This is a genomic window from Taibaiella koreensis (assembly GCF_003545715.1).
In the GTDB taxonomy this organism is placed as follows: Bacteria; Bacteroidota; Bacteroidia; order Chitinophagales; family Chitinophagaceae; genus Taibaiella; species Taibaiella koreensis.
In genome coordinates, this window is sequence record NZ_QVNU01000011.1 from 97,817 (window position 1) to 123,659 (window position 25,843).

Below are 25,843 nucleotides of genomic sequence, written 5' to 3' on the forward strand. Positions count from 1 at the left end.
CAAGGGCAGGTGCTTTATTTTATTATTTATTTTCTACATTTGCCCTGTGAAATTCTGGTCTTTCCTCATAGCGATAATGATCCTGGTGCTGAGCTGCATGCCTTGCAGCGATGCAGGGGCCATTGTTCCTACCCGGAACCAGACTTCTGCTGCAGCCGGCGACAGGCATCCCGGCGGCCACCAGGAAGAGCACCGGGATCTGTGTTCTCCTTTTTGCCAATGTTCCTGTTGCTCCCTGGCCTATGCCTTGCCCTTGCTTCCCACGCAGTCGCCAGCTGCCGTACTTTTATCCCGGAACAACGCCTTCCCTTTGCTCATACAGCAGTGCCCTGCCGGTATTGCACTCACCATTTGGCAACCGCCCCGGTTCTGTTGATCATTTTTTTGAAACATCATCCCGCGCCATTGCAATGCCGTGCGTGACGGGCCTATTTCATTTCAAGCAATGATACAACTATGCTGGACAGCATCATCCGTTTTTCAATACGGAACAAACTGGTCGTCGGCATCTTCACCTTGCTGCTGATCATCTGGGGTATTTATGCCCTACAGCAGCTTCCTGTCGACGCCGTACCCGACATCACTAACAACCAGGTGCAGATCATCACCAATGCCCCCACCCTTGCCAGCCAGGAGGTAGAGCAATTTGTGACCTACCCGATCGAACAAAGCATCGCCAATCTACCCGACCTGGAAGAGATCCGGTCTATTTCCCGTTTCGGCTTATCGGTCGTAACCGTTGTTTTCGACGATAAGGTCGACATTTACTTTGCCCGCCAGTTGATAGGCGAACGGCTCAAGGAGGCCCTGGACAGGATCCCTCCCGGCATTGGCACGCCTGAGCTTGCACCCGTGAGCACCGGTCTGGGCGAGATCTACCAATATGTACTGCACCCCAAAAAGGGCAGCGAGCATAAATATACCGCGATGGACCTACGTACTATGCAGGACTGGATCGTGGCACGCCAGCTGTATGGCACACCGGGTGTGGCAGAGGTCAACAGCTTTGGCGGACAGCTCAAGCAATACGAGGTGGCCGTAGACCCTTCACGGCTGAAGGCCATGAATGTAACCATTGCCGAGCTGATGACGGCGCTGGAAAAGAACAACCAAAACACCGGAGGAGCCTATATCGACAAAAAGCCCAATGCCTATTTTATCCGCGGTATCGGGCTTATCAGCAACCTGGAGGACGTAGGCAATATCGTAGTTAAAAAAGAGGGCGGCATCCCGCTGCTGATCAAGGATGTGGCACGCCCGCAAATCGGCAGCGCCGTCCGTTATGGGGCTGTAACCCGTAATGGCAACGGCGAGGTGGTAAGTGGCATCGTAATGATGCTGAAAGGCAGCAACAGTGCCGAAGTAGTGGCCAGGGTAAAAAAGAAAATGGAAACGATACAGCAATCACTGCCTGCCGATGTAGTGATTGAGCCCTATCTCGACCGCACCAGCTTGGTAGACCGGGCGATCACTACTGTAAAGAAAAACCTGGTGGAAGGCGCGCTGATCGTGATCTTTGTGCTGGTGCTCTTCCTGGGCAACCTGCGGGCAGGCCTTATCGTAGCCTCTGCCATTCCGCTTTCTTTGTTGTTTGCCCTGGGCATGATGCATGTGTTTGGCGTATCGGCCAACCTGATGAGTCTTGGCGCCATCGACTTCGGGCTCATTGTAGACGGCGCCGTGATTATAGTGGAGGCGACCATGCATCACCTGGTCTTGCGCAAAGGGACGACCAGGCTGACACAGCAGGAAATGGACGAGGAGGTATTTTTGTCCGCCTCCCGGATCCGCAGCAGCGCTGCTTTTGGTGAGATCATTATCCTCATCGTTTATATTCCGGTACTTACCCTGGTCGGCATCGAGGGTAAAATGTTCCGCCCTATGGCGCAAACAGTGGGCTTTGCCATCCTGGGCGCGCTCATCCTGTCGCTCACTTACATTCCCATGATGTGCGCCCTGGCCTTGCCTAAGCAGATAAGTACCAGGCGCAGCCTGTCGGATCGTATGATGGACTGGCTGCAACGGCAATACCAGCCTTTGTTACAGCGTGCTATTAAAATAAAAGGCGCTGTGATCGCTGCGGCAATAGTATTGATGGCTTTCAGCTTCTTTCTCTTTACCCGCATGGGTGGTGAATTCATTCCGCAATTGCAGGAAGGCGATTTTGCCTTTCACTGTATCCTGCCGCAAGGCTCTTCCCTGTCACAGAGCATAGAGACCTCCATGCAGGCTTCCCGCATACTGAAAACATTTCCCGAAGTGAAAGAAGTGATCGGGAAAACCGGCAGCGCCGAAGTGCCTACCGATCCCATGCCACCCGAAGCAACCGACCTGATCGTGGTGCTGAAGGATAAAAAAGAATGGACAACCACCAAAGACTACAACAAACTGGCCAGCCTTATGGAAGAAAAGCTGGAAGCCATACCCGGCGTATTCTTCGAGGCCAACCAGCCCATACAGATGCGCTTCAATGAGCTGATGACGGGTGTAAGGCAGGATGTAGCCATAAAAATATTCGGCGAAAATATCGATACCCTGGCGGCCCTTGCGCCCAGGGTGGCAGCGCTGATACAGCAGGTTAAAGGGGCCACGGCGCCACAGATCGAGCGAACAGCCGGCCTGCCCCAGATCACCATTACTTACGATCGCGCCCGTATTGCCGCCTACGGTCTCAATATAGCCGATATCAACCAGGTGGTGAGCACAGCCTTTGCCGGGCAGCCGGCGGGCGTCGTTTTTGAAAATGAAAGAAGATTTGACCTTGTCGTGCGGCTGGATTCGGCCCATCGCACTTCGATAGAAGACGTGGCTAACTTGTACGTCCCTGCAGCCGATGGCGCCCAGGTTCCACTGAACCAGCTGGCAGAGGTAGCCATTAAGGAAGGCCCGGCACAGATCAGCCGTGAAGGCGCCAGGCGCCGGATCGTTATCGGCTTCAATGTACGGGGAAGAGATGTGCAAAGCGTGGTGAAGGAGATCCAGCAAGGGCTGGCCCGGGAGATCAGGATGCCCCCGGGTTATTTTGTCACTTATGGCGGCACCTTCGAAAACCTGGAAAAAGCAAGCGCCCGCCTGCAGATTGCTGTTCCCATAGCGTTGCTGCTCATTTTCGCACTGCTTTACTTCACATTCCACTCTTTCCGCCAGGCATTGCTCATCTTCACGGCCATTCCCATGTCGGCCATCGGTGGTGTAATGGCCTTGCTGCTGCGGGGCATGCCTTTCAGCATTTCAGCAGGTGTTGGCTTTATCGCCTTGTTCGGTGTCGCTGTGCTCAATGGTATTGTGCTGATAGGCACCTTTAACCAGTTGGCCAAAGACGGCTTAACGGATATTACCGCACGCGTGATCGAAGGCACAAAAACAAGGTTGCGGCCCGTACTGATGACCGCTACTGTGGCTTCGCTCGGCTTTCTGCCTATGGCTATTGCCAGCGGCGCCGGCGCCGAAGTACAGAAACCCCTGGCCACCGTGGTCATTGGCGGTCTGCTGAGCGCCACCCTGCTTACCTTGTTTGTACTACCGCTACTCTACCTGATCTTTGGGAAACGGGCAAAGCCTGGCAGTGGCCATATGGCAAAACTCGCCGGTATCCTGGTCCTGTTGCTGCTCCCCGCTTTTGTAAGGGGCCAAACGGCGACACCGGCAACAAGGATCAGCTTCGATGCCGCTTATGCGCTGGCACTGCGGCAGAACCTGCAGCTACAAGGCAGCGACATTGCCGTACGACGCGCGTACACCTTAAGTAGCAGCGCCTTCTCGCCTCCGAAGACCGGCGTGTTCTTTGAGAACGAAGATTTGCGGCCATCCGACAACAAAGGCATTCTCAAGATCGGATTGTCGCAAAGTATGGAATGGCCCGGCATATACAGTGCCCGTAAGGATGTGCTTCGGGAGCAGGCGCAGGCTACCGTCTATGCCAGGCAGCTCAAGGCATTGGAACTGAGAAAAGAGTTGCAGACAGCCTATTATACGCTCTGGTATTACCAAAGCAAACAACAGCTATGGCAGCAGCTGGACAGCTTGTACAGCGAACTCGCGGAAACCGCCGTATTGCGTGTGCAAAAAGGAGAGTCGGCTGGCCTGGACAGCATCGCCGCCAGGGCCAAAAGCGGTGAGATCGCGGTACAACGCAATATGCTGCAGCAGGACATGTTGACGCAGCAGGTGCTGATACAAACGTTGCTGAATACAGATAGCATTTTCCTACCCGTAACGGGGCCACTGGAGCCTATTCGCCTGGATATCGTTGCTGATAGCCTGGCAGCGCATCCCTACCTCAGCGTGCAGCAGCAAAACATAGCCGTAAGTGAGGCTACCCTTAAGGTGGCCCGCCGGGACAGGCTTCCCGATTTCTCCGGTCGCTTCTTTTCCCAAAGGCTCTATGGCATGCAGGACCCCTACTCGGGATTTTCCGTATCGGTGGGTATTCCCTTGCTGGGGATGGGTAGCTATAAAGCGAAGGTGAAGGCGGCAACCCTGGAAAAGGATTATCAGCAAACGCTTTTCCGTTCGGAGCGCCAGGCCCTGGAAGCCGCCGCGGGACAAAGCCGCCGTAATGCAGAAAAAGAAAAGCAATTGCTGGCCTTTTACGAGCACCAGGGCCTCGCCCAGGCAGATGCTATACTGAAAGCAGCACAGCTGTCGTATAAAGCAGGAGAGATCAGCTTTGCCGAACTGTCCCAGTTCCTCACCCAGGCTATAGACATTCGCCGGAATTACCTCGATGCCCTGCATCAATACAACCAATCGGCCATTATCCTGGCTTATTATTATAAGCTTTAATCAGAAGCATTTAAAGAAAGCATATGAAAACCTTCCCCATAATCTTGCTCATTGCCAGCCTGACCTTCCTTTGCTCCTGTGGCAGCAGACAGGCGGCCCCTGCCGCTAAAGAAACGACCACCGAGGCGGGTGAAACCCATGGCGAAAGCAATATCGTATCCGTATCTGCAGAACAGATACGTACTGCTGGCATCGTATCGGCAACGCTGGAACATAAGAACCTGGGTTCATCGATAAAAGTGACCGGCCGGCTGGAAGTACCGGCACAAAATAAGGCTGCCGTTACTTCATTGTATAGCGGCATCCTGAAAACCCTGCTGGTATTGCCCGGCAGCGAGGTGCGCAAAGGTCAGGCGATAGCCACCATCACCAATACAGAACTGGCCGGACTACAGCAGAACCTGATCTCCGTCAATGCTCAGCTGCAACTGGCCGAGCTGGAATATACGCGGCAAAAAGAACTGGTAGCGGGCAATGCTGCGCCCCTGAAAAACCTGCAACGGGCCCAGGCAGAACGGAACAGCCTGAAGGCGCAGCAGGCCGCGTTGAAAAAGCAGTTGGCAACGCTTGGTATCGGTACGGCCTCGCTCAATAGCGGCGCTATTTCCTCTACCCTCACGCTTACCGCCCCTATCAGCGGCACCATCAGCACAGTCAATGCCGAGATCGGCTCCAAAGTAGATGCAGCCACTCCCGTCGCGACCATCGTGAACAATTCGCAGCTGCATCTCGATCTTTATGTTTACGAAAAAGATCTTCCATTGGTACAAAAAGGGCAGACCATCCATTTTACGCTAACGAATGCCCCCGGCAAAGAACATGATGCCCGCATCTTTTCCATCGGCACAGCCTTTGCCGACCAGTCCAAGGCGGTACCCGTTCACGCGGAAGTGTCGGGCGATAAGACCGGGCTCATCGAGGGCATGAACGTAACGGCGGTGATCAGCATAGGAAATACCACCGCGCCGGCCGTACCCACCGAGGCCATCGTATCCAATGCCGGGAAGGATTACATTTTTATCCGGACCGATAAAGAAGAACATGGCCATGCAGAGAAAACGGCAGACGGAGATCACGAGGAGACCCGCTTTGAAAGGATACAGGTGGTAAGAGGCGTAAGCGACCTGGGCTATACCGAGATACAGCCGGTAGCCGATCTGCCGCATGACGCACAAGTGGTGGTGAAAGGCGCCTTCTTCGTCATGGCCAGAATGACCAATACGGGCGAGCACGAGCATTAGCGCAACTACTCTCCGTCGGGTGCCCGGTAGCGCACCAGGTCGATCGCGATACCATTGGGGTCGACGATAGCGAAATGCCGGTCGCCCCAGGGTTCATCGCGCAGGGCTACCTGTACCGGGATGCCTTTTTCACGGATATCCCGGTACAGCTGGTCTACATCATCAACCTCCAGGGTCAGATACATACCCTGGCCGGTAAAAGGCTTGTGGAACAAGGCTTGCTGCGAGGCATGCTCCGGCAGCAGGAAGCTGATCTCTGCCTGGTCGCCGGGTGTATGCAGCAGGAGGTAAAATTCATTCTCGAAAGTGACACCGAAATGCAGGACTTCGGTGTAGAAAGCTTTGGTTTCCGCTAATTTGGCGGTGATCACACCTGCGTTCATTTTCATAGGGCGCTGCTCTTTTGTGATGGATGAAGGTTGTGCATGGCTGCCTGCAGCCAGCAAGAGAAGAAGGGCAAGAAAGACGGCTTGTTTCATATCCAACGTATTACCGGCAAAATTCGGCCATGACAGGAGGACAACCTTGTAAAAAACGGACAAATTCAATCCCGGAACACCTCACCCGGCGTAAGACCGTACAATTGCCGGAACTCCCGGATGAAATGTGCCTGATCATAATAGCCGGAATCGAAAAAGCGCTTGTCCTGCCGCATGCTCCGGAGCATAGGATCGGCCTGCAGGAGCTTTTGGAAGCGAACAATCTTGCTAAATGTTTTGGGTGTATCGCCGATATAATGTGCAAACAAACGCCGCAGCTGACGCGGGCTGGCGCCTGTGCGTATTTGCTCTACCCGTGCCGATCCTGATTGTTCGAGGATCAGCGCTACGGCTTCCAGCAAACGATGATCGGAGGCAGGCTTCAGCCTTGCCATGTGTTGCAGCAGGCATTCATCCAGGAACCGGTTCACAACATTGTCTGTCAAAAGGGGCGGCATCCGGTCTTGTACAAAAGCAGCCAATGAGGGCCATACCGCATCCAGATCAAAAGTCCGGCCGCTGAGATCAGCAGCGCTCAACGGAAATAAAACCGGCAGCATGGCCGGCAGAAAACGGATACCGGTATAGTGAAAAGCAGTGCCGAGTCCGAAGGCGGTATGCTGCCCGGCAAATCCCATAATGGCAGCGTCCTGCGGCCGGTTGCGATCAAAAAAAACGTCGATACAACCATCGGCAACCACGCGGTAAATAAAGGGCTCTGTCAGCACGGCTGTCGTCTTCAGCTGCCAGTAACAATAGACATAGGGTTGTAGCAGTGTATGGGGCAGGAATTCCCTGTACATCACGGCAGTGCCTGCCTGGCGTAGCAGCGCCGGCTGCAAGGGCCGGTATAATGATCTTATAGACAGCAATGAGTCCAGATGGAAATGATTTTATCCGTAAAATTAAGGAAGGCGGAGCAAAGAAGATTGCCTGGTAAGATCAATACAACTTAGGCCGCGAAAAAAGACATATAGAAACACTTACCGTCCCATCGCCTACACTTACTCATTATCGCTTGCACAGCATGACGGTGGCCTATAATTTAGCCTTATTATTCATCCAAACATTCATTAATACTTATGAAAAAACTGTTCTCCGCGCTCCTGCCGCTCTGCTTCCTGTTCCTGGCCCATAAGGCCAATGCCTTCGGCCATTACGAATATTGTAAAGCCACCGTGCAAACCACTTCCGATTCCTGGAATGTATACATCAACAGGCAACTGGTAGGTGGCAGCGCCCCGCCTGCCCTGCTCCTGACCGAGTATCGCATTACCACCACTTATCGAAATGGCACCGTTACGGTCGGTAGCTGGACCACACTTCCATCCGGCAGCAGTGTTCCGGTAGGCACCTCCGGTATGGGGGCCCAGATCACCACCATCGAAATAAGGGTACCTTCCCTGTCTACGATAACTGTCCTTTCACCTTGCTAAAAAACCTTACCCATGCATGATAGCCTGCGATACTACACCGCAGGCTATCTGGTTTACCAGGCCTTATCTCAGGCGATTACCGGCCTTACTTCTACATTACCGCCGACGGACAGCACCGGACAACCTTTTGCCAGCTCCGCAGCTTCGTTTGTATCGGCCGCTGACAAAAAGAGGTATCCGTTCAATACTTCCTTTACTTCGGCATAAGAGCCCTCAGTTATCGAATGGTCTGCTCTCACTACCTTACCCTCGCCCAGCCGCTTACCGGTGCTGACAAGTTTATTCTGAGCGGCCAGGCTGCCTACCCAATCCTGCCATTGCTGAGCGATCGTCTGGTATTGTTCCGGGGAAAACTGTTGTGTAGGTTGCGCCACAGCGCTTCTGAATATCAAAAGAAATTCCTGCATGATCTTTAATTTTTTGGAGTGATTGAAATGGTTAAAACAGCCCACCCCTATCTCGTGTAAGGATATACGGATGAGCCGCAGTTGTTATTGGGCCGAAGCAAACTGCCCGGGTACATAGCTGCCGGCCTGCACGCGGAAAGCAATATTGATGCGGTTGTAGGTATTGATAGTGGTTACCGCGATGGTCAAATCGACCAGCTCCTCCTCTGAAAATTGCTTCCTGACCATAAGATATACATCATCGGGTACGTCGCCGCCCGTGATCCGGGTCACAGCCTCGGCCCAGGCCAGCGCAGCCTGCTCTCTTTCACTGTAGAAGGGGGCTTCCCGCCAGGCATTGAGCAGGTACAATCTTTGTTCGCTTTCTCCCTTGGCCCTCAGGTCTTTGGCATGCATATCGAGGCAGAAAGCACAGCCGTTGATCTGCGATACCCTGAAGCAGATCAGGTCGAGCATTTCCTGATCCAATGATGATTTTGCCAGATAATTACCTAAACCAAACAACGCTTTCATAGCGCCGGGCCCTTTTTCCAGGGCATTGATCCTCTGTCTCATTTATTTTGTTTTAAAAGATTAACACTGTTTGTCTTTATCTATTGACAAACGAATGTTCATCGATTGGACAGTGTCACGAAACTTTTTTTTTGCAGGCACGGCAGATGTTTACAAGCGTCGATAACCCTTCGCCTGCTATGTAGCCTTTGGGACGGTATAGCACATGGATGAAGATTCGTGGCTCACAAAGATTCTGTAATAGTTACTCCTTTGGGCCATTGTGCCTTGGTGAGAAAGATTGGTGCGCTAGGCTTATGAGAAAACGTAACGGGCACACGCGAGGGCGCGTGCGCCAGCGACACATGATTTATAAAATCCGTTTGGGTTGCTTCCCGCTTGGTGAGCAAATACCCAAGAGAAGGAATATCAGGAATGATTACGTTCGTGCTCCAGCAACCATTGCTTGCGATGCAGGCCACCGCCATAACCGGTAAGGCTGCCATCGCTGCCCAACACACGATGACAGGGCACAATAATGCTGATGCGGTTCATGCCGTTAGCATGTGCTACCGCTCTTATACTACTGGTAATACCGAGTACGCCGGCTTGTCGTTTGTAAGTGGAAGTATGGCCGTAGGGCACCTCACGCAGGGCATGCCATATTTTCTGCTGAAAAACCGTTCCCGGCATAGATAGCGCTACGGTAAACACTTTGAGCTTACCTTCAAAATAGGCCTTCAGCTCCTTACGCAGGATATCGAAATGTGGGCTGTCGCCAGGGACGATCGTGGCCCGGAGCAAGCGGCTGATATCTTTCAGCTCGGTCTCCAACATCTTACGATCGGCAAACTCCAGCAGACAAATACCTTCGCTAACAGCACAAGCGATCATAGGTCCCAATGGCGTTTCCAGGCGGCTAAGCTGAATGATGCCGGCCACTTTGCTCTTTCCGGGCGATACGCCAAAAACGGATTTAAAAGACTGGGTAAAGCCGCTTAGTGATTCGAAGCCTGCGTCGAAGGCCGCGCTGGTTACCCCCGCGCCTTCTTGTATTTTATGAAAGGCGGTATTGATGCGGTACATCCGCTGGTAAGCCTGAAAGGTGATGCTATGGTGCCTGAGGAACCAGCGCCGGATGAGGCTCGGTTCTACGCCCATATGCCGCAGGTCTTCATCTTTAAGCTTACGGGAAGGATCGGCCTGCACGGCTTGCAACACCGCAGCGATACCTGCCGGCACCTCCCCGATCTGCTCCAGGGGGCGGCAGACTTTACAGGGGCGGTAGCCGTGTGTCAAGGCCTCTTTTATGGTCTTATAGAACACCACATTCTCCCGTTTGGGCTTACGGGCAGTACAGGTGGGCCGGCAAAAAATACCAGTGGTCTTCACCGCGGTAACAAAGCTGCCCTCGTAAGCTATATCTTTCGCCAGGATCGCCTCATACATTATATCATCGGTAAGCATTGCTATGATTTTGACGCAAAGATACCTACCTGCAACGCTGGCTGGCTACCGAAAACGGAACAGGTATTTTTTTAACAGGAAAACAGAATGTCATCCCTTACATGCCGGCATGTTTCGATAGAAAGATCTTGTACGAAATATCAGAAAGCTGTAACTTAGAGCAAACCCTTGTATACCGTGCATTCATGCTTCCCCTGATCTCCTGCATTTGTATTACCCGCAATCGTCCCGATCTGCTACAGCAAGCCGTATCCTGCTTCGAGGCTCAGACGTATCCGCACAAAGAGCTGGTGCTCCTATGGGAAGCCGGCGATGGAGCTACGGCGCAATACATTGCCAGCCTGCAGCTGCGTTCGGGATTACTCAACACGATCAAAGTAACCAGGGAGGACGGCAGCCTGGGCCAGCTGCGTAATCATGCTATCCGCGTAGCCAACGGAGTTTATATCTGCCAGTGGGACGACGACGACTGGTACCATCCGCAACGGCTCCGCTATCAGTACTACCTGCTCCTGAAGCATCGCCGACCGGCTACCTTGCTCGGCAGGATCATAATTTTCGATGCTATAGAACCGGCTGCTTATCTATCCTGCTATCGCTTGTGGGAAGGTAACTTGCTTTGCCATAAAGAAACGGTCCTGCGATACCCTTATCCATCGCTGAGCAGAGGAGAAGATACGCCGGTGGTAACGGCGCTGTACCGGGAGCAATTGCTGTACATTGATACCGCCATTACACCGTTGTATATTTACCGGTTCCATGGGAGGAATACCTGGGAATACGCGCATTTCAAAAGCTTTTTGCCCCATAGCTTGCGTCTACCGAAATCTGCAGCGGAGGCAGTAAGCGATCTGACCTCAGCAACCGGCCCGGTTTCACCTGCCCTGGACCGGCTGGAGCAATATTTTCAACATCAATACGCTTATAACTGCCTTTATGATACCCCGGCTGATACACCTGCTTTGTAAAGACAAGGAAAAAGATTCTCCTTATCTCGACAGGGTACAGGCACTGCATCCGGGATGGGACATTGTACGGTATGACGATGCGGACATGATGGCATGGGTAAGCCGGCAGCACAGCGACCGACTATCGGCCTACCAGAGCCTGTCCACGGCTATTCAACGCAGCGATATGTTCCGGATATTGATCTTGTATGCCAGGGGTGGCTTCTATCTCGACACCGATATCCATTGCTTCCGATCGCTGGAAACTTTACGGGAACATGCGCTGGTGCTGGGCGAGGAAAAAACGCTTACTGCTGCAGAGATGCGACTACCCCATCATCACTATGCCTTACGGATCGGCAATTACCTGATGGGCAGCCAGGCCGGTCATCCTTTCCTGAATGCCTTCCTGGATACCATGCAGTTGCTGGCCCGGCGCCCGATCGCTACGGAAAACGATGTGCTGGAAACAACAGGGCCCGGGGCGCTGACCAATTTTTATCATGAACAAAGCGCCGGATATCCGGATATCCACCTGGTACGTAATCCGGGGCGGCGCTGCATCCGGAACTGCTGCCCGCAACCTTCCTGCCACTTCGGAGACTTTGCGGCACACCTGCATCTTGGCAGCTGGCGCTGGCAATCAATACAATCCCTGCTATGATACCCTTACACCTGCACCAAACCTGGAAAGACGAGCAGATACCGGAGCACCTGGAGCATTACGTACAATCGTGGAAAAGCCTTCATCCCGACTGGGCATATACCCTGTGGACGGATGAGATGAATGACCGCTTCATCGCCACGCATTATCCCGAATTCCTGCCGGTATACGAGCGCTATCCTACGGCAATACAGCGGGTGGATGCCGTGCGCTATTTTATCCTGCTGCAACAGGGCGGCCTGTTTATTGACCTCGATTTTGAATGTTTACGCCCCATATCACCATTACTGAAGGATACCCTATTTGTGGCAGGACTGGAGCCCGCCGCGCATGCCATAGCACATCACAAAGCTTATATCATCAGCAACGCCTTTATGGCCGGAGCGCCTGGTTCGGGCTTCCTCCAATATCTTTGCGGAATAATAAAAACCAACGACTATTATCGTTATTCGCGGGAAAGGGGCTTTAACGCCGTATTGGACTGTGCGGGGCCGTTCATGCTTAGCAGGGCCTATGAGCGTTTTCCTGCAAAGGAAGAGATACGTATCGTTGATCATCAGCTGCTCTATCCCCTGCATAAGAACCCGGTAACCGGCACCATTGATGCTGCGCACCGTAGCGACCCGCGTATCAGAGAAAAGGCCTATGCCATTCATCACTACTGGGGCTCCTGGTGGCAGGCAGCAGAATAGAACGCCAGCTGGTGGCCCAATACCGATCGCGCATCAGAGAAGGGAAGCTCCTGCCATAAGAGATCATTGATGTGTTTCCTGCTGGTATTGCCCGGATGGATAAAAGCCGCAAAGCCAGCCCCGGATTCGTTGACCGCTACCGGCATTCCCGATGACCATACAAAGTGATTGTCTTCGCCGCTGTTGCGCTGCGGAAAAGGATGCCGCTCCCAGTATTGCTTCCGGTAAGCCAGCGTGGCGCCTGCCACCCATGGCATACCACCGGCCGGATAGGTGTATTGCCAGCACTGCTGCGACAGGGGCCTTATGAATAGCAGGCTGCTCAATCCGCAGATGACAGCGCCGCTTTGTTCCAGTGTGTGTACCTGGCTACTGATCCAGCCGGGAGCGTACCAGTCGTCATCGTCCCAGTGCAGGATTAATTCTCCCCGCGCCGCAGCGCAGGCCAGGTTCCGTTTCTCACCGAGCGAGGTGCATGCCTGCGGATGCCGGATATACCGTATACGGGCATCGCCATGCAAAGCGGCGCCCACCCTGCCGTCGCTATCGTCAAAGATCACCAGTTCGGTCTGCGGGTAGTCCTGTGCGAGAAAGTTGCGCACTGCCAGCGGCACAAATGCTGCCCTGGCGCTCGTGGTGGGCATGATGCAGGATACCAGCATAGCTAAAGATTTCTGTTCAAAAAAAGTGCAACAGGTCTGTCTGATACGGTTCTCGCATCAGGGTGTATCCGGCTCCTTATCCGCGAGTATATCGAACTTAAGGCCGCTGTTGCCTTCGCCTTTTCCGGCGAGCACTTTCCGGCCCGTCCAGGTAAAGGTCGCGCCATCGTACCAGCGGGTCCGCTGGAAATTGGTGCTCACCACGAAGCCCTGCCTTCCCAGTACCTCTTCGTGAATAAGATAGGATTTACCTTCGGCGATGCCCACAGACAGGATATCGGTCCTGGGCCTGATGATCTGCGTCGTGTAGTTATTGTCGATATAGCGCAGCATGGCCGCCCTCTGCAGCAACACTTCGCGTCCCTGGTAACTGCCGGGATCGGGCACCTGCTTCGGGATAAAGGGTATCCAGTTTTCGGGGACTGCGTTGGAAAGCCGGAAGCGGTGAAGCGCATCGTTGGGTGTATAGCCGGGCGGTGGCGAAGGCGGACCGGCCTGTTCGACCAGGTACTTCTGCAGCTCGTTGTTGGCATTCTTTCCGTCCATACCGCCTGCCAGTTCGTTGGGCACCACTTCTTCCACACCCCATACCATATTGGCCATCTCATCGCGCAAGAAAAGAACACGTTCCAGAGGTTCGCCTTCCATGCGGTTTTTCACCGAGGGTACCATCAGCAATTTGCCAAAGGTGCTCACGTTAGCGGTGCCCTGCCGGCTGATGTTATACATATCCCAGCGCTGCCACTGCTCGTCCTGGCCCGATCCCGATCTGTTGATGAGGAAATGCCGGCCAAATACATCGGTGGTCACCAGGCCATTAACGGTATTGACGGTGCCGTCGGGCACCACATGCGGGATCAGGAACCAGTCATTTGCATAGATCAACCCAAACTCCATAATGACCATTTTGGATACGTCCTGTTTTTGGGTCAGCATCTTCGACAGATCGTTGTTCTTGTCTTCAAACTCCCACCAACGGCCCTTGGGCATTCCCTTAAACTCAATGGTATGCGGTATATAAGAGAAGGTCTCCGGATTTAGTACGGCAACGCCATTGTCAATGGGCGTTCCGGTTTCATTAAGTCGCTCATTGGTATCCTTGTTCAGGTCGAAGGAATACCAGTCGACCGTACCGCGCTTGTATTTATCGGCCTGCAGCACATGCTGCAAAGCGCCGGGATTGCCTGTTACAGGCGCCGACACGGCGCATTGGTATTCCAGCTGCTGTTCAGACCAGGAAATATCGGCTTCGTCAGCAGGAAGATAATAAGTGTTCTTCAGCCATTGCAGGAAACGGACCTGCTTCACATCCAGATCGGGATAACCCGGCGCATAATCGGTGGCATTGCCGCCATTCTTGATATGCTGGTATAACGCAAAGCCATCCATGACCCTTGTGGTCACCAGGTTCCTGATCTTCACCGCTTCCAGGTTGCTGTTCTTCTCCGCGTCCGACGTTGGTGTAAGCGATGCTATAGGAAAGGCTTCTATAAAAGTGGCAAACAATACCGATGCCTGCGCCGGATAAGCTTTGGCCACCAATTTGAACCATATATTGCCGAGCTCCAGCTGCAGGGCCAGATCGGGCTTCAGCGGCAGCCTTTCCACTTTTGCTTCTACAGGCACATTCTCGTCGAAGGCCTCTACTGGTCCTTTCCGGCTCTGGAAGCGGTTGATCTTATTGGATTGGGTCTGTATCCTGGCTTTGACAAGGGTACCGGCATCTTCGCCTTTAAATTCCTTTACACGCCATTGCTGGGTAAGCATCCACAAGGCGTCATGGACCTGGGCCTTTACCGTAGGTTTGTAGTCGCGTGCTATTACTCTCGGCTCAATGCGGGTATACGCGACGATGTCGGACTGAAATATATCAATTCTGGGCATACAATGGTGATATTAAGGATTGACAGATAAGATATGTGCTGCGGAAAGACCTATCAGATTGCCCGATTGGGCAAAGGGCATGATCATACCCGGCAGCTGTCCTACTACGCTGGAAGATATTTGCTCGTAGTCGACGGCACGCTTTTTGGCCAGCTCCAATGTTTCATTCAACATATCCACCAGGTCGTCCCAACGCCAGTTGCCGGTGATCTGCGGGGTGAGTCCCAGCAGCAGGCATTGCGGTGCTTTTGCATTTGGCTGATTATGATGGAAGCTAATGCCGGAGGTCTGTTCCCTGGCAGGGATCACATCGATCCATTCGTCGACCAGGATACCGGCCTGGTCACCGGTCAGCTCATAGCTGGCCGGCAGCGAGGCGCCAATAGCGATCCTGCCTTCCTTGAGCGCGGCGGTATTGCCGGCATTCACGGCGGCGCCAAGCCAGCGTTCGGTGCTATCGCCGGCATAAGGGATCTGCAGCGGCAGGAAGGGTCTTGAGGCAAAAGCGGTAAATTGCACTGCACCTGCCAGGATAGAGAGCATTTCGTAATCGGCAGCATTCTTACGCACCTTGGCGATGCTACCCAGCCATTCATCCATCAGCAGTTCATTGCTTTGATTGCCATTGTCCTGCAGCAGGGAGCTGCTACCGTTGAGCATCGGGACAAAATAGGCCTGCTCCTGGGGCCGGATGCTGAACAGGGGCAATACGGCAAAGGATCCGCCAAATATAGCTTTCAGACTATCAATCGCCCCATTGACAAAGGGAACAGGATCATCGGCGGGCCCCGGCACCGGAATGGTGAAATTGCTGGCCGTGATCCGTGCCTGTGCCTGTGCGAGCACAGAGGCGCCCCAGGCTTTTAGTGTTTCCTCAGCTTCCGCATCGGTATCGTTGATAAACTCATATACCGTTTGCTCAAAACCAAACCGACTCAGCACGTACAACGCATCGGATACCGCGGTGAAGCTGAATGGTCCTGTAAGCGCCGTATTCAGATCATTCTTTGCGGTAATGAGTACCGACCTGGCCGTTGTCGCCCGGGTATTGATCTCGGTAATATTATACAGCCTCAGCGTCTCCTGGGCTTCTCCCGGCAGCATGTAATCGTGGGTAGTCAGCGGACGGGAAGCCGTGATCACTTTACGGGCATAAAGCAATACGGGTAGTACTTCTGTAAAGGAAATATTACTGGCTCCGGTGGTCGGTGCGTAGTTAATGGTCAGTGTGGTCGCCCTTGTATAGCCGTAGGTTTTCCTGACATACTTTTTTACGATAAGGGAAAGCATCGAATCGTCGTCAGCCAGTTCCTCGCCTACCAGGTACATAAGATCGGCAGGCTGCAGCGCAAGCTCCGCTGCCGTCACTACCTGGCTGTTATGGTCCTGGTCGGTCACCGTACAGATGATATTGCCAGGGGCAGGCAGTATTCCCGACAGCCATTTGTTGATATAGGGCTCGGCGTCTTTCCTGCGGCTGTCGACCCCACCATCCCAGTCATTGAACAGCTCCGACACATCGGCAGTCGTGAAATGCATGGTGAAACGCTGTCCTACTTCGAGGCCCGACTTGGGGGAGCTCACCACATCGGGCTCCGCCACCAGGTTGCCTTTGGATATGGCATCGGCGATGGCGCCCCCTTTTACCGGGTTGCCCTGCACTACATGAAACAAGCCCTCCGCCATGGCAATATCGCCCACAGCGTCCATCAGGTCCCATATCCAGTCTATCTCAGTTTGCAGCGGATTGTACAGCGGATCGCCACTGCCGATACCTCCGTTTGCAGCTATGGTACTGATGTTCCCGTCTGTCTTATATATCTCTATGACCTTTGCGCCATTGATTACATTCCTGGCTTTTACCTTATCCACAATACCGGGTTGCGTATTGGGATCGACTACGAAGGCATCGACCGGGTAATACCGCCTCAGGTTCTGGATCAGCGGATTTACATTAAGCGCATTATGGAAGGTATGCAACCGGCGTTCCAGCTCAAAGCCGAGCAGCACACTAAGGTTTTGCCCGTTCCTTATCCCATCCATAATATCGAGCGCTGCTCTTACACGCTCTGAAGAAAGATTGACGGATAAAGGGTTTTCCATATTGCTGTTTGCCCTGTCGGTATATCCGCTAAGCATCACCGCGCCGGTAACGGCCTGGTTGATCGAAGGGGCATGGATATAACCTTTGTTGCTGAGGTCGTGCACAATGCCGCTCTCAAACTGGCCATCCTGCGTAGGTGGCGGTACAGGTTGCAGATCTGTAGTGCGGCGCACATCGGTTACCCAGCCATAAGCTCCCAGGTAAATACCCATATTGCGGGCACTGCTGCCATCCCGGATGCCACGCAGCGCGTTGAGCCTTTGGTTGACGAGCGCCAGCCGCCAGGTATCGAAGCGGTAAGATACCGAATCGACCATTTCGGCCGTAAGCAGGTTAAGGTCTCTTACATTAACCCTTGTCAGTTGCAGCAAGGAAGCTTTGGCCTCTACGAGGTTTTTCATTTCCGGTATTCTATCACCCTTGGCGGTGCTCAGATAGGTACTGATGGTTACCTCTTTGTAAGGCGTTTGCATCAGCTGCAGGCGGCTGGGACCGTAGGTGAGCGCTCCCATGGGGCCTACCTGGCCCTCTGCATCTCTTTGAAAAGTGGGAGGGCTTGCCGACTCGACAATATTGACAAATTCAGATTCTCCTCTCTGGCTTTCGTCTATTCTCAGCAGTTCACAGGCGGCTTCATAGAACTCAAGCATCAGCGACTGCCTTACAAACCGGTACAGCATATTATTCTTCAGAAAACGGTCGTTATCCTTATCGCTGAGTCCAAGGGACGAAAAATCCTCATCTCTTAATTGGTCAAAAGTAGCACGGTACAACACTTCCAGCATATTGTACTTCCGCTTGCCTATTTTTGGTAATGGCGCATCAGGCGGTGTATTATCGTCGGCCACGAGCGCTAAGCTCATATTCGACTGGGTTTCCAGGTAATTGATCTGAACACTTTTGTGATCATACTGCAAGGGAAGCCCCGATTCCGAGATCGTTCTTTCCATGCGGCTCATTTGCTCCTGGCTCCAGCGCTCCCGTTGTTCCGGGTATTTCAGCGCCGCGTATTCAAGATTGTTCCAGATATAGCCTGCACCCACACCCACCCTTTGCACATACTCGGTGGATACGGCATGCTGTGACAGGACATCGGATAGCTGCTGCACGGGTGACGAAGAAGGCGGGCTTGCCGCACGTGCCAGGCCACTGAAACCCACATGTTCCAGCGAAGCGACGGCATTGGTCCAGTGCCTGTCCAACGCCGCAGTATAGTCAAATATCCTCCGGTACAGACCGGCATTAGGATCGGTGTCCCAGTTGATGCGGGAGTATACGCTTGCGGGAAGTATGCCATAAGGCTGCGTTCCCGAACGTATGGAGGGTAAAGCGCCCCGGCTGCGCACATAATCGGAAAAAAATTGCTTCAGCTCGTTGTTATTAGAACTACGGGTACCGAATATGGGCATCAGCTCATTTGCCGTATAGCCAAAACTTACCTGGTACAGGAGATTGCCGGTATTCATGGCATTGCTGATGTCGGTCCCGTTACTTTGGAAAATATGGTACATCACGTCGAAGTCGATGCCCAGGGCCTCACACAGCACCTGGCCGTCTTTCTTCTGCCGCTGAACATATACCGGGTTGAACAGCGCTTGTCCCTGCTCTGTAGCAAATGTGGTATTGTTGCCGAACTCCACAAAGCTATAACCGGCATAATCGGTATCGGTATTGTTGGTGCTGGTGCCTTGCTTCAGCAAAGAGAAGCCATCGGTATAGTGGTGATTGTTGATAAGCGCCTGCAGCCTGTTTTGCGACTCGGTAACGTTCAGCGAAGACTTCACGCCCAGCACCAGTATCTTCGAAAAGCCATTGTTGTACTGGCTATCGGTAAGGCCGATACGCGCGCCCAGGCCGTTGGCAATGGCGGCGTCGAAATCGATCATCCAGTCTACATTCGGGTTGGCCACCAGCTCATTCTTCCTGCCGGCTATATTCTGCTGATCGAATGACATGGGATCGGCTGAAGGATCATCGGGATCGATGGTCGGGTCGATACCCATTTTCAATTCGTCGGGAATGTTCGCTGTCTGGTAGGTGATCAGGCTGCCGTCGTTAGCATAAGCATAGATCACGAAAGCATCGGGCATAATATTGGTCACAGGCTGCTTGCTCCAGGAACCCTGCTTCGGTGTCAGCACCGGAAAATCGAGCGGATCGGAAGGGTTGGCCGTGACAAGATTAACGGGTTTCATCTGCAGGGCAACCCAGGCCGCCCGTTCTGCGCCGAAGCTGCGGCAAAGCAGGTCCCAGGCCTGTACCCGGTCCAGGTTGGCCGGGTTATCGACCCAGCTGCGCCAGTAACGCATAGCTTCATCCATTTCGCTTTGCGTGAGCGCTTCTTCATGGGTATCAACTGCAATATCGTCGGGATAGATACGCACCCAAAGCTGACGGGCCTGTTCAGTAGAGAAGGCGGTTTCGATCCTGACAGGAAAGAAGAGGATCGGGTACCGGTCGTTCATCTGGTTCACCAGGTTGGTGAAGCCTCCGAACGACTCCTGAAGGGTTGCCACCATATCCCGCTCCTTACTATTCAGCTCTGTCCAGTTAAAGCTGAGATCTTTGATCTTTGCTTTATGCTGCTCGATGTTTCTTTGAAACTCTTCGCCTTTGCTGTTCCGGTTCAGCGCATCCAGGAGCAGGTATTGGTTTGTTATCAGCCCCTGTTTCTCCAGGTATATATTGCCGTTGAGCTCTGTTTTTTGAAGACGCAGATCGGTGATCTGCTGCACTAGTGCATCAAATTCTTTTGCCATGGTGATATCGTGTTTACTTTATCTTTTGGTGATCTTAAATACTTGTGACCTGCCATCGACGGCGGTAACCAGGACGAAATACATCCCTGAAGGCCAGGCGCCCGCATCGAAGCGGAGCTGCGATCCTTCATGTCCCCGCAGCACGCCTGCTACTTTTCCCAGCATATCGGTAACGGTAACCGACGCCAGCCGCACCTTTCCAGGCAGCCCATCTACGACGAGCTCGCTACCCACCGGGTTCGGATAGAGCCTCACATCGCCGGCCAGCGCCATCTCTCCTATCCCGGAGTACGGCGTTACCGTCAACAATGCTACATCAGAGGTATCAGCACAGACACCTGTAATGCCCACTACCCGGAACCGCTGGCCATTGTTGGCCGCCGTGAGCGGGCTAATCGTTAGCGTCGCTGTCGTTACCCCTGCATATTGTCCGCCGTTGCTCAGGGTGTTCCACCCCAATGTGCCTTCGGCTTGCCACTGGTATACAGCCGAAGGAGACGAGCCGGCAACCGTAAATGTAGCGGTATTACCCGCGGGTATGCTGACGTTAGCAGGTTGCGTGGTGATCGTCATAGCGCAGCTGCCGTACCGCCCCATACAGGCCGCATAGGTAAGCCCGGCAGAACCACCATCGTAGACACCTGCCAGGAACACCTTGCCATCGGGCCGGTAGAACAGATTGCCGGTAAAGTGTTCGGTATCGGTAGCGAAACTGTCTTCTATCGCGCCGTCGCCACCCCATTCATTGTCGGGTGCGCCGTTAGGCAGGTAACGCAGCATCAGGAAATCGGACTTGCCGAGATTGGTCTGATTAACGAGACCTAAAGCCAGTATTTTATTGTCACTGCTTTGAATTACAGGTTGCAGGCCCCTTACATTAAACCCGATATCGGTGAGCACTTTTCCGCCGGTACCAAAGGTATTGTCGGGCGAACCGTCGGCGTTCAGCCGGGCCAGGGCCGCCTGCTGCTTACCAAACACGGAAGGGTCGGTATAGCTTCCGCCGATCACGATCTTGTTGTCTGCCTGCAGCACAAGATTGCTGCTGTAAACATGATTGGCAAAAGATATGGTCGCCAGTCCGCTGGTCCCGAAACTGTTGTCCTTACTGCCATCTGCATTGTACCGGAGCACGGTGAACGGCCTGGGTGTGCCGGTGGTCCGTACCAGATCGGTTACGATCTTACCGTCGGCCTGCACCTGCATGTCCAGGATATAAGAGAAAAATCCCAGGTCTTCCGTTACGGAAATACCGCCGGTGCCGAAAGTGTTGTCCAGCGAGCCATCGGCATTCAACCGCACCAGCGCGGGTGCATCGGTCAGTGTACCGGCGCGGCCACCGATCAGTATTTTGCCATCACTCAGTACTTTGATCACGGTAGCATAATCGTCTCCGGCTACGGTTATGGGTACGATCTTATAGCCATTATCCCCAAAAGAAGAATCTACACCGCCATCTGCTTTTAAGCGGGCAATGAGAAAACTTTGTTTGGAAGCGGTAGTATTGCCCCCGCCCAGGAGGATCTTGTCGTCGGCCTGTATGGCCATACAACGTAAAGATTCCATATTTCCCGGAATGGGTACAAAGCTGCTGTTACCCGCAGTACCGAAAGTGTTGTCCACACCGCCATCGGCCAGGAACCGCCTGGCGAATATATCGAAACTGGTACCGGTGTTCCGTCTCCGGGCACCGGCCACCAGTTTACCGTCTGATTGGAAGGCAAATCCCGCGCCTCCTGTGATATAGGAGATCGAGTCTATTGTTGTCGCAAACTTACCTGCTGTACCGAAGGTTGGATCCGGCTCGCCCGTCTGGGCATAAGCAGTCATGATGAATAAGCAGAAGCCCAGCGTCAGTACAGGAATTACATGTTTCATATCATCTTGCTTTATCTTTCGTTGTCGTCATTTTGCCCTAAGCGGGGATAAGTCCCTGGGCATGCACGTTCAGCTTCACAGGTGATTGTTGCAGCGCATAGGCTATGGTAGCCCCGTTCCAGTTCCATTTGATGAGGTCGGGATTATCGTTAGCATCAAAATTCCTGGCGGTTTCCACAAAACCTTCACCTGCCGGATCGGCCTTGATCTCGGCCCAGCTCAGATGGTTCCAGTCGGCGATATTGGGAATGCCTCCCGTTATGGGCGCACTGGCTTCATCGGCGCCGAAGCGGATCTCCCCCACCCGCTCCTGGAATACGACAAAATAGCCGGGCTTTGTAAGATCGTCGAGGCCCTTGCCCCTTATGGTCGCCGCATCTTTGGGAAAGCCGAGCAGGTATATATCCGGCTCCACATGCCCGGTAAATATCGGCAGCACCTCGGTATTGGCCACGGGCACCCTGGGCTCATTTTGAGGGTTAGGCACACCGGTCTTCCAGGCCGCCTGCTGCAGGTAGATCATCGTTCCCGGGTACTTCCGCAGCAGTTCTCCCCTTATGGTCAGGATCAGCAGTCCGGTGGCTTCCGTCATGTCCTTACGCGCGTTATTGGCGCCCAGTTGGGTCAATGGGGCTGTTGGATTACCGGCCGGTGAACGCCATTGATGTATATCTTCGATATCCCTGTACCGCTCCAGGTCAAAGACGACCTGCTTCTGGTCAACAGCTACGAGGTTGGTAACCGAACTGTTGTATCCCCAGAAGAACGAGAAGCAGGTACCGCGCTGATCGGTAGGATAACCGCGCCATAGCAGCTCCCGGCCCATTTCGTAGTTCAGGCCCAGCATATAAGCTTCAATATACTTCTGATCGGTCTTCAGGATATTGATCGAGTTCATCTCGATATCGTTGAGCCCGGGCATGATCCAATCGGGCGACAAGGCCGCCAGCTCGGCATACATGGGGGTCTTGATCCGCGGCGCGGCCATAATGAAATTGGTGTCGGGTACATTGACGGGATTACCATCAACCGCACTGAGCTTGATGGTGCTTTTGGCTATCCCTACGGCGTTATTATAAGGCTCGGTCCGCTTCAGGATGATATTAACTGCAGCGTTCATATCGAGACCGCTATTGACCTGGAAAGAATACTGGGGTAATGACTGGAGCACGCCATGCAGCGAAGCGATAGCATTGACCATTACCTGGGTTGCAGGCGCATTAGGACCGGGAACAGGTGTGCTGCTGATGATACCGGGATTGGCAAACTGGAAACCGGCATTGGGTTGCAGCGACAAGGTAAAGGAAGGCGTGAGCTGACTGGCGTTCCAGACACTATAATTCGTCTGACCCAGCGGCGCCTGGTACGCTGTTGCCGGTAATACGGTTCCGTTATTGACGCCGGAGATCAGCTCTGTGGTAGTGACCTGGGTATTGGTCGTCAGCGCTATTCCTGTTACCAGGGGACCGCCCGGCCTTGTCAGCCGGCGGAAAGCTCCGGAAAGCATAGTCACCGGGATAGCGCTATTATCTACATCCTTATACACCGTAGCCGTCTCCGGGTTATTGCGTATGCGTTGGTGTATGGGGGCCGAGATATTGACCAGGAGCTCCTGGTTCAGCGATTTCAGGTGTTTGTTGTACAGCGCCAGATTGGCCTGCCGTGATATCTGTAATTGCCTCAGCTTACGATTGGCTTCCAGCACCTCGCCTATCTGCGCCCAGGCAATATCCATATACTGTTCCTGGTTCCGGCGCACGGTTTCTACACCCGCTCCGGCAAATAAGCGATACCGGGGATCGAGGTTGGCCTCCTGCAGCCAATCGGGTGTGCCACTTACGGCATCGACCTTATCCTTGGCGGCATGCCAGCGACCGTAGATCGGCGGCGCGATAATGGGATCGCCATAGGCGCCGGCATTCAGTATCTCGGTCGGCTCATTGATAATATCCCTTATCTTTTTCGCATACAGGTTGGTATCGGTAGTATTCCAGTTGTCGCTGACGGCATTCACCGGCTTGACCACACCTTGCAAATTGATCACAGGCGTTGGCGGGGCTACGGCCTCCAATTGCTGGTTATTGCTCTTTTGCAGGTCTACGGCGCGCTTACCCACATCAGCGCCCAGTATCCTTGGCTGCAACAGGCGCACGAGCGACTCAAAATCGCCGGCAGCACCGGTCTTGAAATACCACTGGTGGTATATGGGAAACTCGGCTCCGGCAACTGTATCGCTCTTCCAGGCGCCGGCCAGCCTGTCGGGCACCGGAGCGCCAAAAGGGTCTTGCCCCAGGCCTGTTCGCCTGCCGGTTTCGTATGTCGGTATCAGAAAGACCGTATAGCCGGTATTGGGCTGCAGCCGCCTGGTAGACAGCAATCGGGATACCGCGCGATCGGGATCATTATTCAGAATGCCTTTCAGCTTGGTTACGGCCGGTCCTATATTGTCGCCTATCGGAGCCGTATCAGACGCACCGATATTGTCGTTCACATGCACGTGCGCCGTGGCCCACAATTCGCTCTGGACGGGAAAGATCGTTCCGGCAATTTTCTTGGTGCGAAAGGCCGGCTTGCCATTAGGCGCAGTGAACAATTCAAATTCATCATCTTTTAAAGTAACCAGTGTGATCCAGGGTCGCAGTTGGTATTTGTATCCGGGGCCGGTATTGGCATTATGCTCCTTGGCCGGTGTATAGCGCCAGCAAAAATCTTCGTCATAAAACTCGATATAGGGCAGGTAATTGGGCTCAAAATTGGTCACCCAATTGGCCGGACTTACTTTAACGATCGCATTGCTGTTGATGCTGATGATATCGGAAGGCCCTTTGAGCGCGAATTGCTTTGTGGTATCGGTAGAACCTGCGGCGCCGCCAACGCTGGTGGTCGCCAGGGTGATCTTCAGATCGAAGGTGGCCCGCTGGCCCGGTGTGGGACCAGGACTGGCATCATCATCGGTAATGCGTGTATTGAGGCCCTGGCGCAGAAAAGGCAGAAATGAATAATGTCCTGACATATAGCTATACTGCTTTTATGGTGATTGGATGGATGCTCTTTGCAAAAAGGCCGCAACCCTGTTTTACACAAACTTTAAACGGCCTGCTGCCTCATTGTAAAGCTCCTTGTTTTTGGCTGAAAGCCCATAAAGAGCCAACAGGAAAAAGCCAGTAACTTTCCAGGCTTTTACCTGTATATTATTGTTAGTTCGCCAGTTCAAAACGGTTGGCCACGATCCAGTTGGCCGCCGTGGCCGGTGCTGTCGCCAGCTGTCCTGCCAGGTAACGTTCCGCATCGGCCGAGTTGCTGAAGCTTTGTCCCACTACCGTGTTCAGGTTGTTGCGGTCCACCAGCACAAAGGCTTCATCGGCCAGCGATACATTTACCCGGTTGGGTCCTTTGCTTGCCGGGATACTATTGAACGACGACAGCTGCGAACGGCCGATATAGCCTCCGAAACGCTGCAGGTTGTACATGCCCAATGCCAGCACAAAGCGTGGCTCCGGCCGGCGATAGCCCGAGTCCAGCGTGATCTGCTCAAAGTCGCAGGCCTTGTGCACGGCATACACCGAGGCGATGTCGTCGCTGCCCGCGATCAGGCCGCTGTCAAACAGCTCATAGCTCGGCCGCGACAGCTTCTCTTCGTCCTTCATGTAGAAGTACTCGTTGCGCGCAAAGTAATCCTGTACCGTTTGGTAGCCCAATATCAGGTTATTGGCCGTTACACCGCTGATCGCATATCGTTTGTTGTCGCTGATGGCCGAGCTGCCGAACTTCTGCAGCTCGATGCCCAATGGCAGCAGCCGTTGGCTAATCCTGAGCCGGCCGCCGGGGTCTACCGACAGGCTGCCGGCCGTCTCTTCGCGCCAGGCTACCATTTGGTTGCTACGGTCGGGAAGCAGCGCTTCCCAGTTGTCGTTGCTACCCAGGGCATCCTTCAACTTCTGGTCTA

General features: G+C 53.6%; 18 protein-coding genes. 7 read left to right on the forward strand and 11 right to left on the reverse strand.

Annotation, left to right across the window (positions count from 1 at the left end; translation table 11 throughout):
* Window positions 1-46 precede the first annotated feature (46 nt).
* The 3 genes from DZK30_RS24890 (at window position 47) to DZK30_RS24900 (ending at window position 6,026) form a co-directional block, all read left to right on the forward strand.
* Window positions 47-376 carry a DUF6660 family protein gene (locus tag DZK30_RS24890; protein ID WP_162903450.1) on the forward strand — a complete coding sequence of 110 codons (330 nt, stop codon included), beginning with the start codon at window positions 47-49 and terminating at the stop codon, window positions 374-376.
* A gap of 80 nt (window positions 377-456) precedes the next feature.
* The gene (locus tag DZK30_RS24895) at window positions 457-4,785 is read left to right on the forward strand and encodes a CusA/CzcA family heavy metal efflux RND transporter (RefSeq protein ID WP_118976917.1); all 4,329 of its coding nucleotides are present in this window, start codon (window positions 457-459) and stop codon (window positions 4,783-4,785) included.
* A 23-nt stretch (window positions 4,786-4,808) separates the two neighbouring features.
* Window positions 4,809-6,026, forward strand: coding sequence for an efflux RND transporter periplasmic adaptor subunit (locus DZK30_RS24900; RefSeq protein ID WP_118976918.1), 1,218 nt, complete (start codon window positions 4,809-4,811; stop codon window positions 6,024-6,026).
* A 5-nt stretch (window positions 6,027-6,031) separates the two neighbouring features.
* On the opposite strand, the gene DZK30_RS24905 is transcribed toward DZK30_RS24900, so the two are convergent.
* Both DZK30_RS24905 and DZK30_RS24910 read right to left on the reverse strand, forming a co-directional pair.
* Entirely contained in the window at window positions 6,032-6,505 is a 474-nt protein-coding gene (locus DZK30_RS24905; RefSeq protein ID WP_205529563.1) for a VOC family protein, read from the reverse strand.
* A gap of 65 nt (window positions 6,506-6,570) precedes the next feature.
* The gene (locus DZK30_RS24910; protein WP_205529564.1) at window positions 6,571-7,377 is read right to left on the reverse strand and encodes an AraC family transcriptional regulator; all 807 of its coding nucleotides are present in this window, start codon (window positions 7,375-7,377) and stop codon (window positions 6,571-6,573) included.
* 210 nt (window positions 7,378-7,587) lie between these two features.
* Here DZK30_RS24910 and DZK30_RS24915 point away from each other — a divergent pair, with 210 nt between their 5' ends.
* A complete protein-coding gene (locus tag DZK30_RS24915) occupies window positions 7,588-7,941 on the forward strand; it encodes a hypothetical protein (protein ID WP_118976919.1) in 354 nt (117 codons plus the stop codon).
* 68 nt (window positions 7,942-8,009) lie between these two features.
* Here DZK30_RS24915 and DZK30_RS24920 read toward each other — a convergent pair whose 3' ends face one another.
* From DZK30_RS24920 to DZK30_RS24930, 3 genes are all read right to left on the reverse strand, one after another.
* On the reverse strand, window positions 8,010-8,348 hold the full coding sequence (locus tag DZK30_RS24920; RefSeq protein WP_118976920.1) for a YciI family protein: 339 nt from the start codon (window positions 8,346-8,348) through the stop codon (window positions 8,010-8,012).
* Window positions 8,349-8,432: 84 nt separating this feature from the next.
* A complete protein-coding gene (locus tag DZK30_RS24925; protein ID WP_118976921.1) occupies window positions 8,433-8,903 on the reverse strand; it encodes a carboxymuconolactone decarboxylase family protein in 471 nt (156 codons plus the stop codon).
* A 366-nt stretch (window positions 8,904-9,269) separates the two neighbouring features.
* On the reverse strand, window positions 9,270-10,307 hold the full coding sequence (locus DZK30_RS24930; protein WP_118976922.1) for a bifunctional transcriptional activator/DNA repair enzyme AdaA: 1,038 nt from the start codon (window positions 10,305-10,307) through the stop codon (window positions 9,270-9,272).
* A gap of 185 nt (window positions 10,308-10,492) precedes the next feature.
* On the opposite strand from DZK30_RS24930, the gene DZK30_RS24935 reads away from it, so the two are divergent.
* Genes DZK30_RS24935 through DZK30_RS24945 form a run of 3 tightly spaced genes read left to right on the forward strand, consistent with a single transcriptional unit; the run spans window position 10,493 to window position 12,610 of the window.
* Entirely contained in the window at window positions 10,493-11,275 is a 783-nt protein-coding gene (locus DZK30_RS24935; RefSeq protein ID WP_162903451.1) for a glycosyltransferase family 2 protein, read from the forward strand.
* Window positions 11,244-11,918, forward strand: a complete 675-nt coding sequence (locus tag DZK30_RS24940; RefSeq protein ID WP_118976924.1) for a glycosyltransferase family 32 protein — start codon at window positions 11,244-11,246, stop codon at window positions 11,916-11,918. Before DZK30_RS24935 ends, DZK30_RS24940 begins: the two co-directional genes overlap by 32 nt.
* Window positions 11,915-12,610: a glycosyltransferase family 32 protein gene (locus DZK30_RS24945; protein WP_118976925.1), complete on the forward strand. Its 696-nt coding sequence runs from the start codon at window positions 11,915-11,917 to the stop codon at window positions 12,608-12,610. Before DZK30_RS24940 ends, DZK30_RS24945 begins: the two co-directional genes overlap by 4 nt.
* On the opposite strand, the gene DZK30_RS24950 is transcribed toward DZK30_RS24945, so the two are convergent.
* The 6 genes from DZK30_RS24950 to DZK30_RS24975 form a co-directional block, all read right to left on the reverse strand.
* Window positions 12,577-13,272 (reverse strand): glycosyltransferase family 2 protein, encoded by a 696-nt coding sequence (locus DZK30_RS24950; RefSeq protein ID WP_118976926.1) that lies wholly within the window; start codon window positions 13,270-13,272, stop codon window positions 12,577-12,579. The two genes, DZK30_RS24945 and DZK30_RS24950, sit on opposite strands and share 34 nt — an antisense overlap.
* A gap of 57 nt (window positions 13,273-13,329) precedes the next feature.
* Complete coding sequence (locus DZK30_RS24955; protein WP_118976927.1) at window positions 13,330-15,156, reverse strand: hypothetical protein; 1,827 nt, start codon at window positions 15,154-15,156, stop codon at window positions 13,330-13,332.
* A gap of 12 nt (window positions 15,157-15,168) precedes the next feature.
* Complete coding sequence (locus DZK30_RS24960) at window positions 15,169-20,019, reverse strand: hypothetical protein (protein WP_118976928.1); 4,851 nt, start codon at window positions 20,017-20,019, stop codon at window positions 15,169-15,171.
* An 18-nt stretch (window positions 20,020-20,037) separates the two neighbouring features.
* Window positions 20,038-21,897 (reverse strand): T9SS type A sorting domain-containing protein, encoded by a 1,860-nt coding sequence (locus DZK30_RS24965; protein ID WP_118976929.1) that lies wholly within the window; start codon window positions 21,895-21,897, stop codon window positions 20,038-20,040.
* Window positions 21,898-21,934: 37 nt separating this feature from the next.
* Window positions 21,935-24,910 (reverse strand): hypothetical protein, encoded by a 2,976-nt coding sequence (locus tag DZK30_RS24970; RefSeq protein WP_118976930.1) that lies wholly within the window; start codon window positions 24,908-24,910, stop codon window positions 21,935-21,937.
* 184 nt (window positions 24,911-25,094) lie between these two features.
* Window positions 25,095-25,843, reverse strand: a 749-nt coding sequence (locus DZK30_RS24975; protein WP_205529565.1) for a hypothetical protein, incomplete at its 5' end; no start/stop codon positions are given.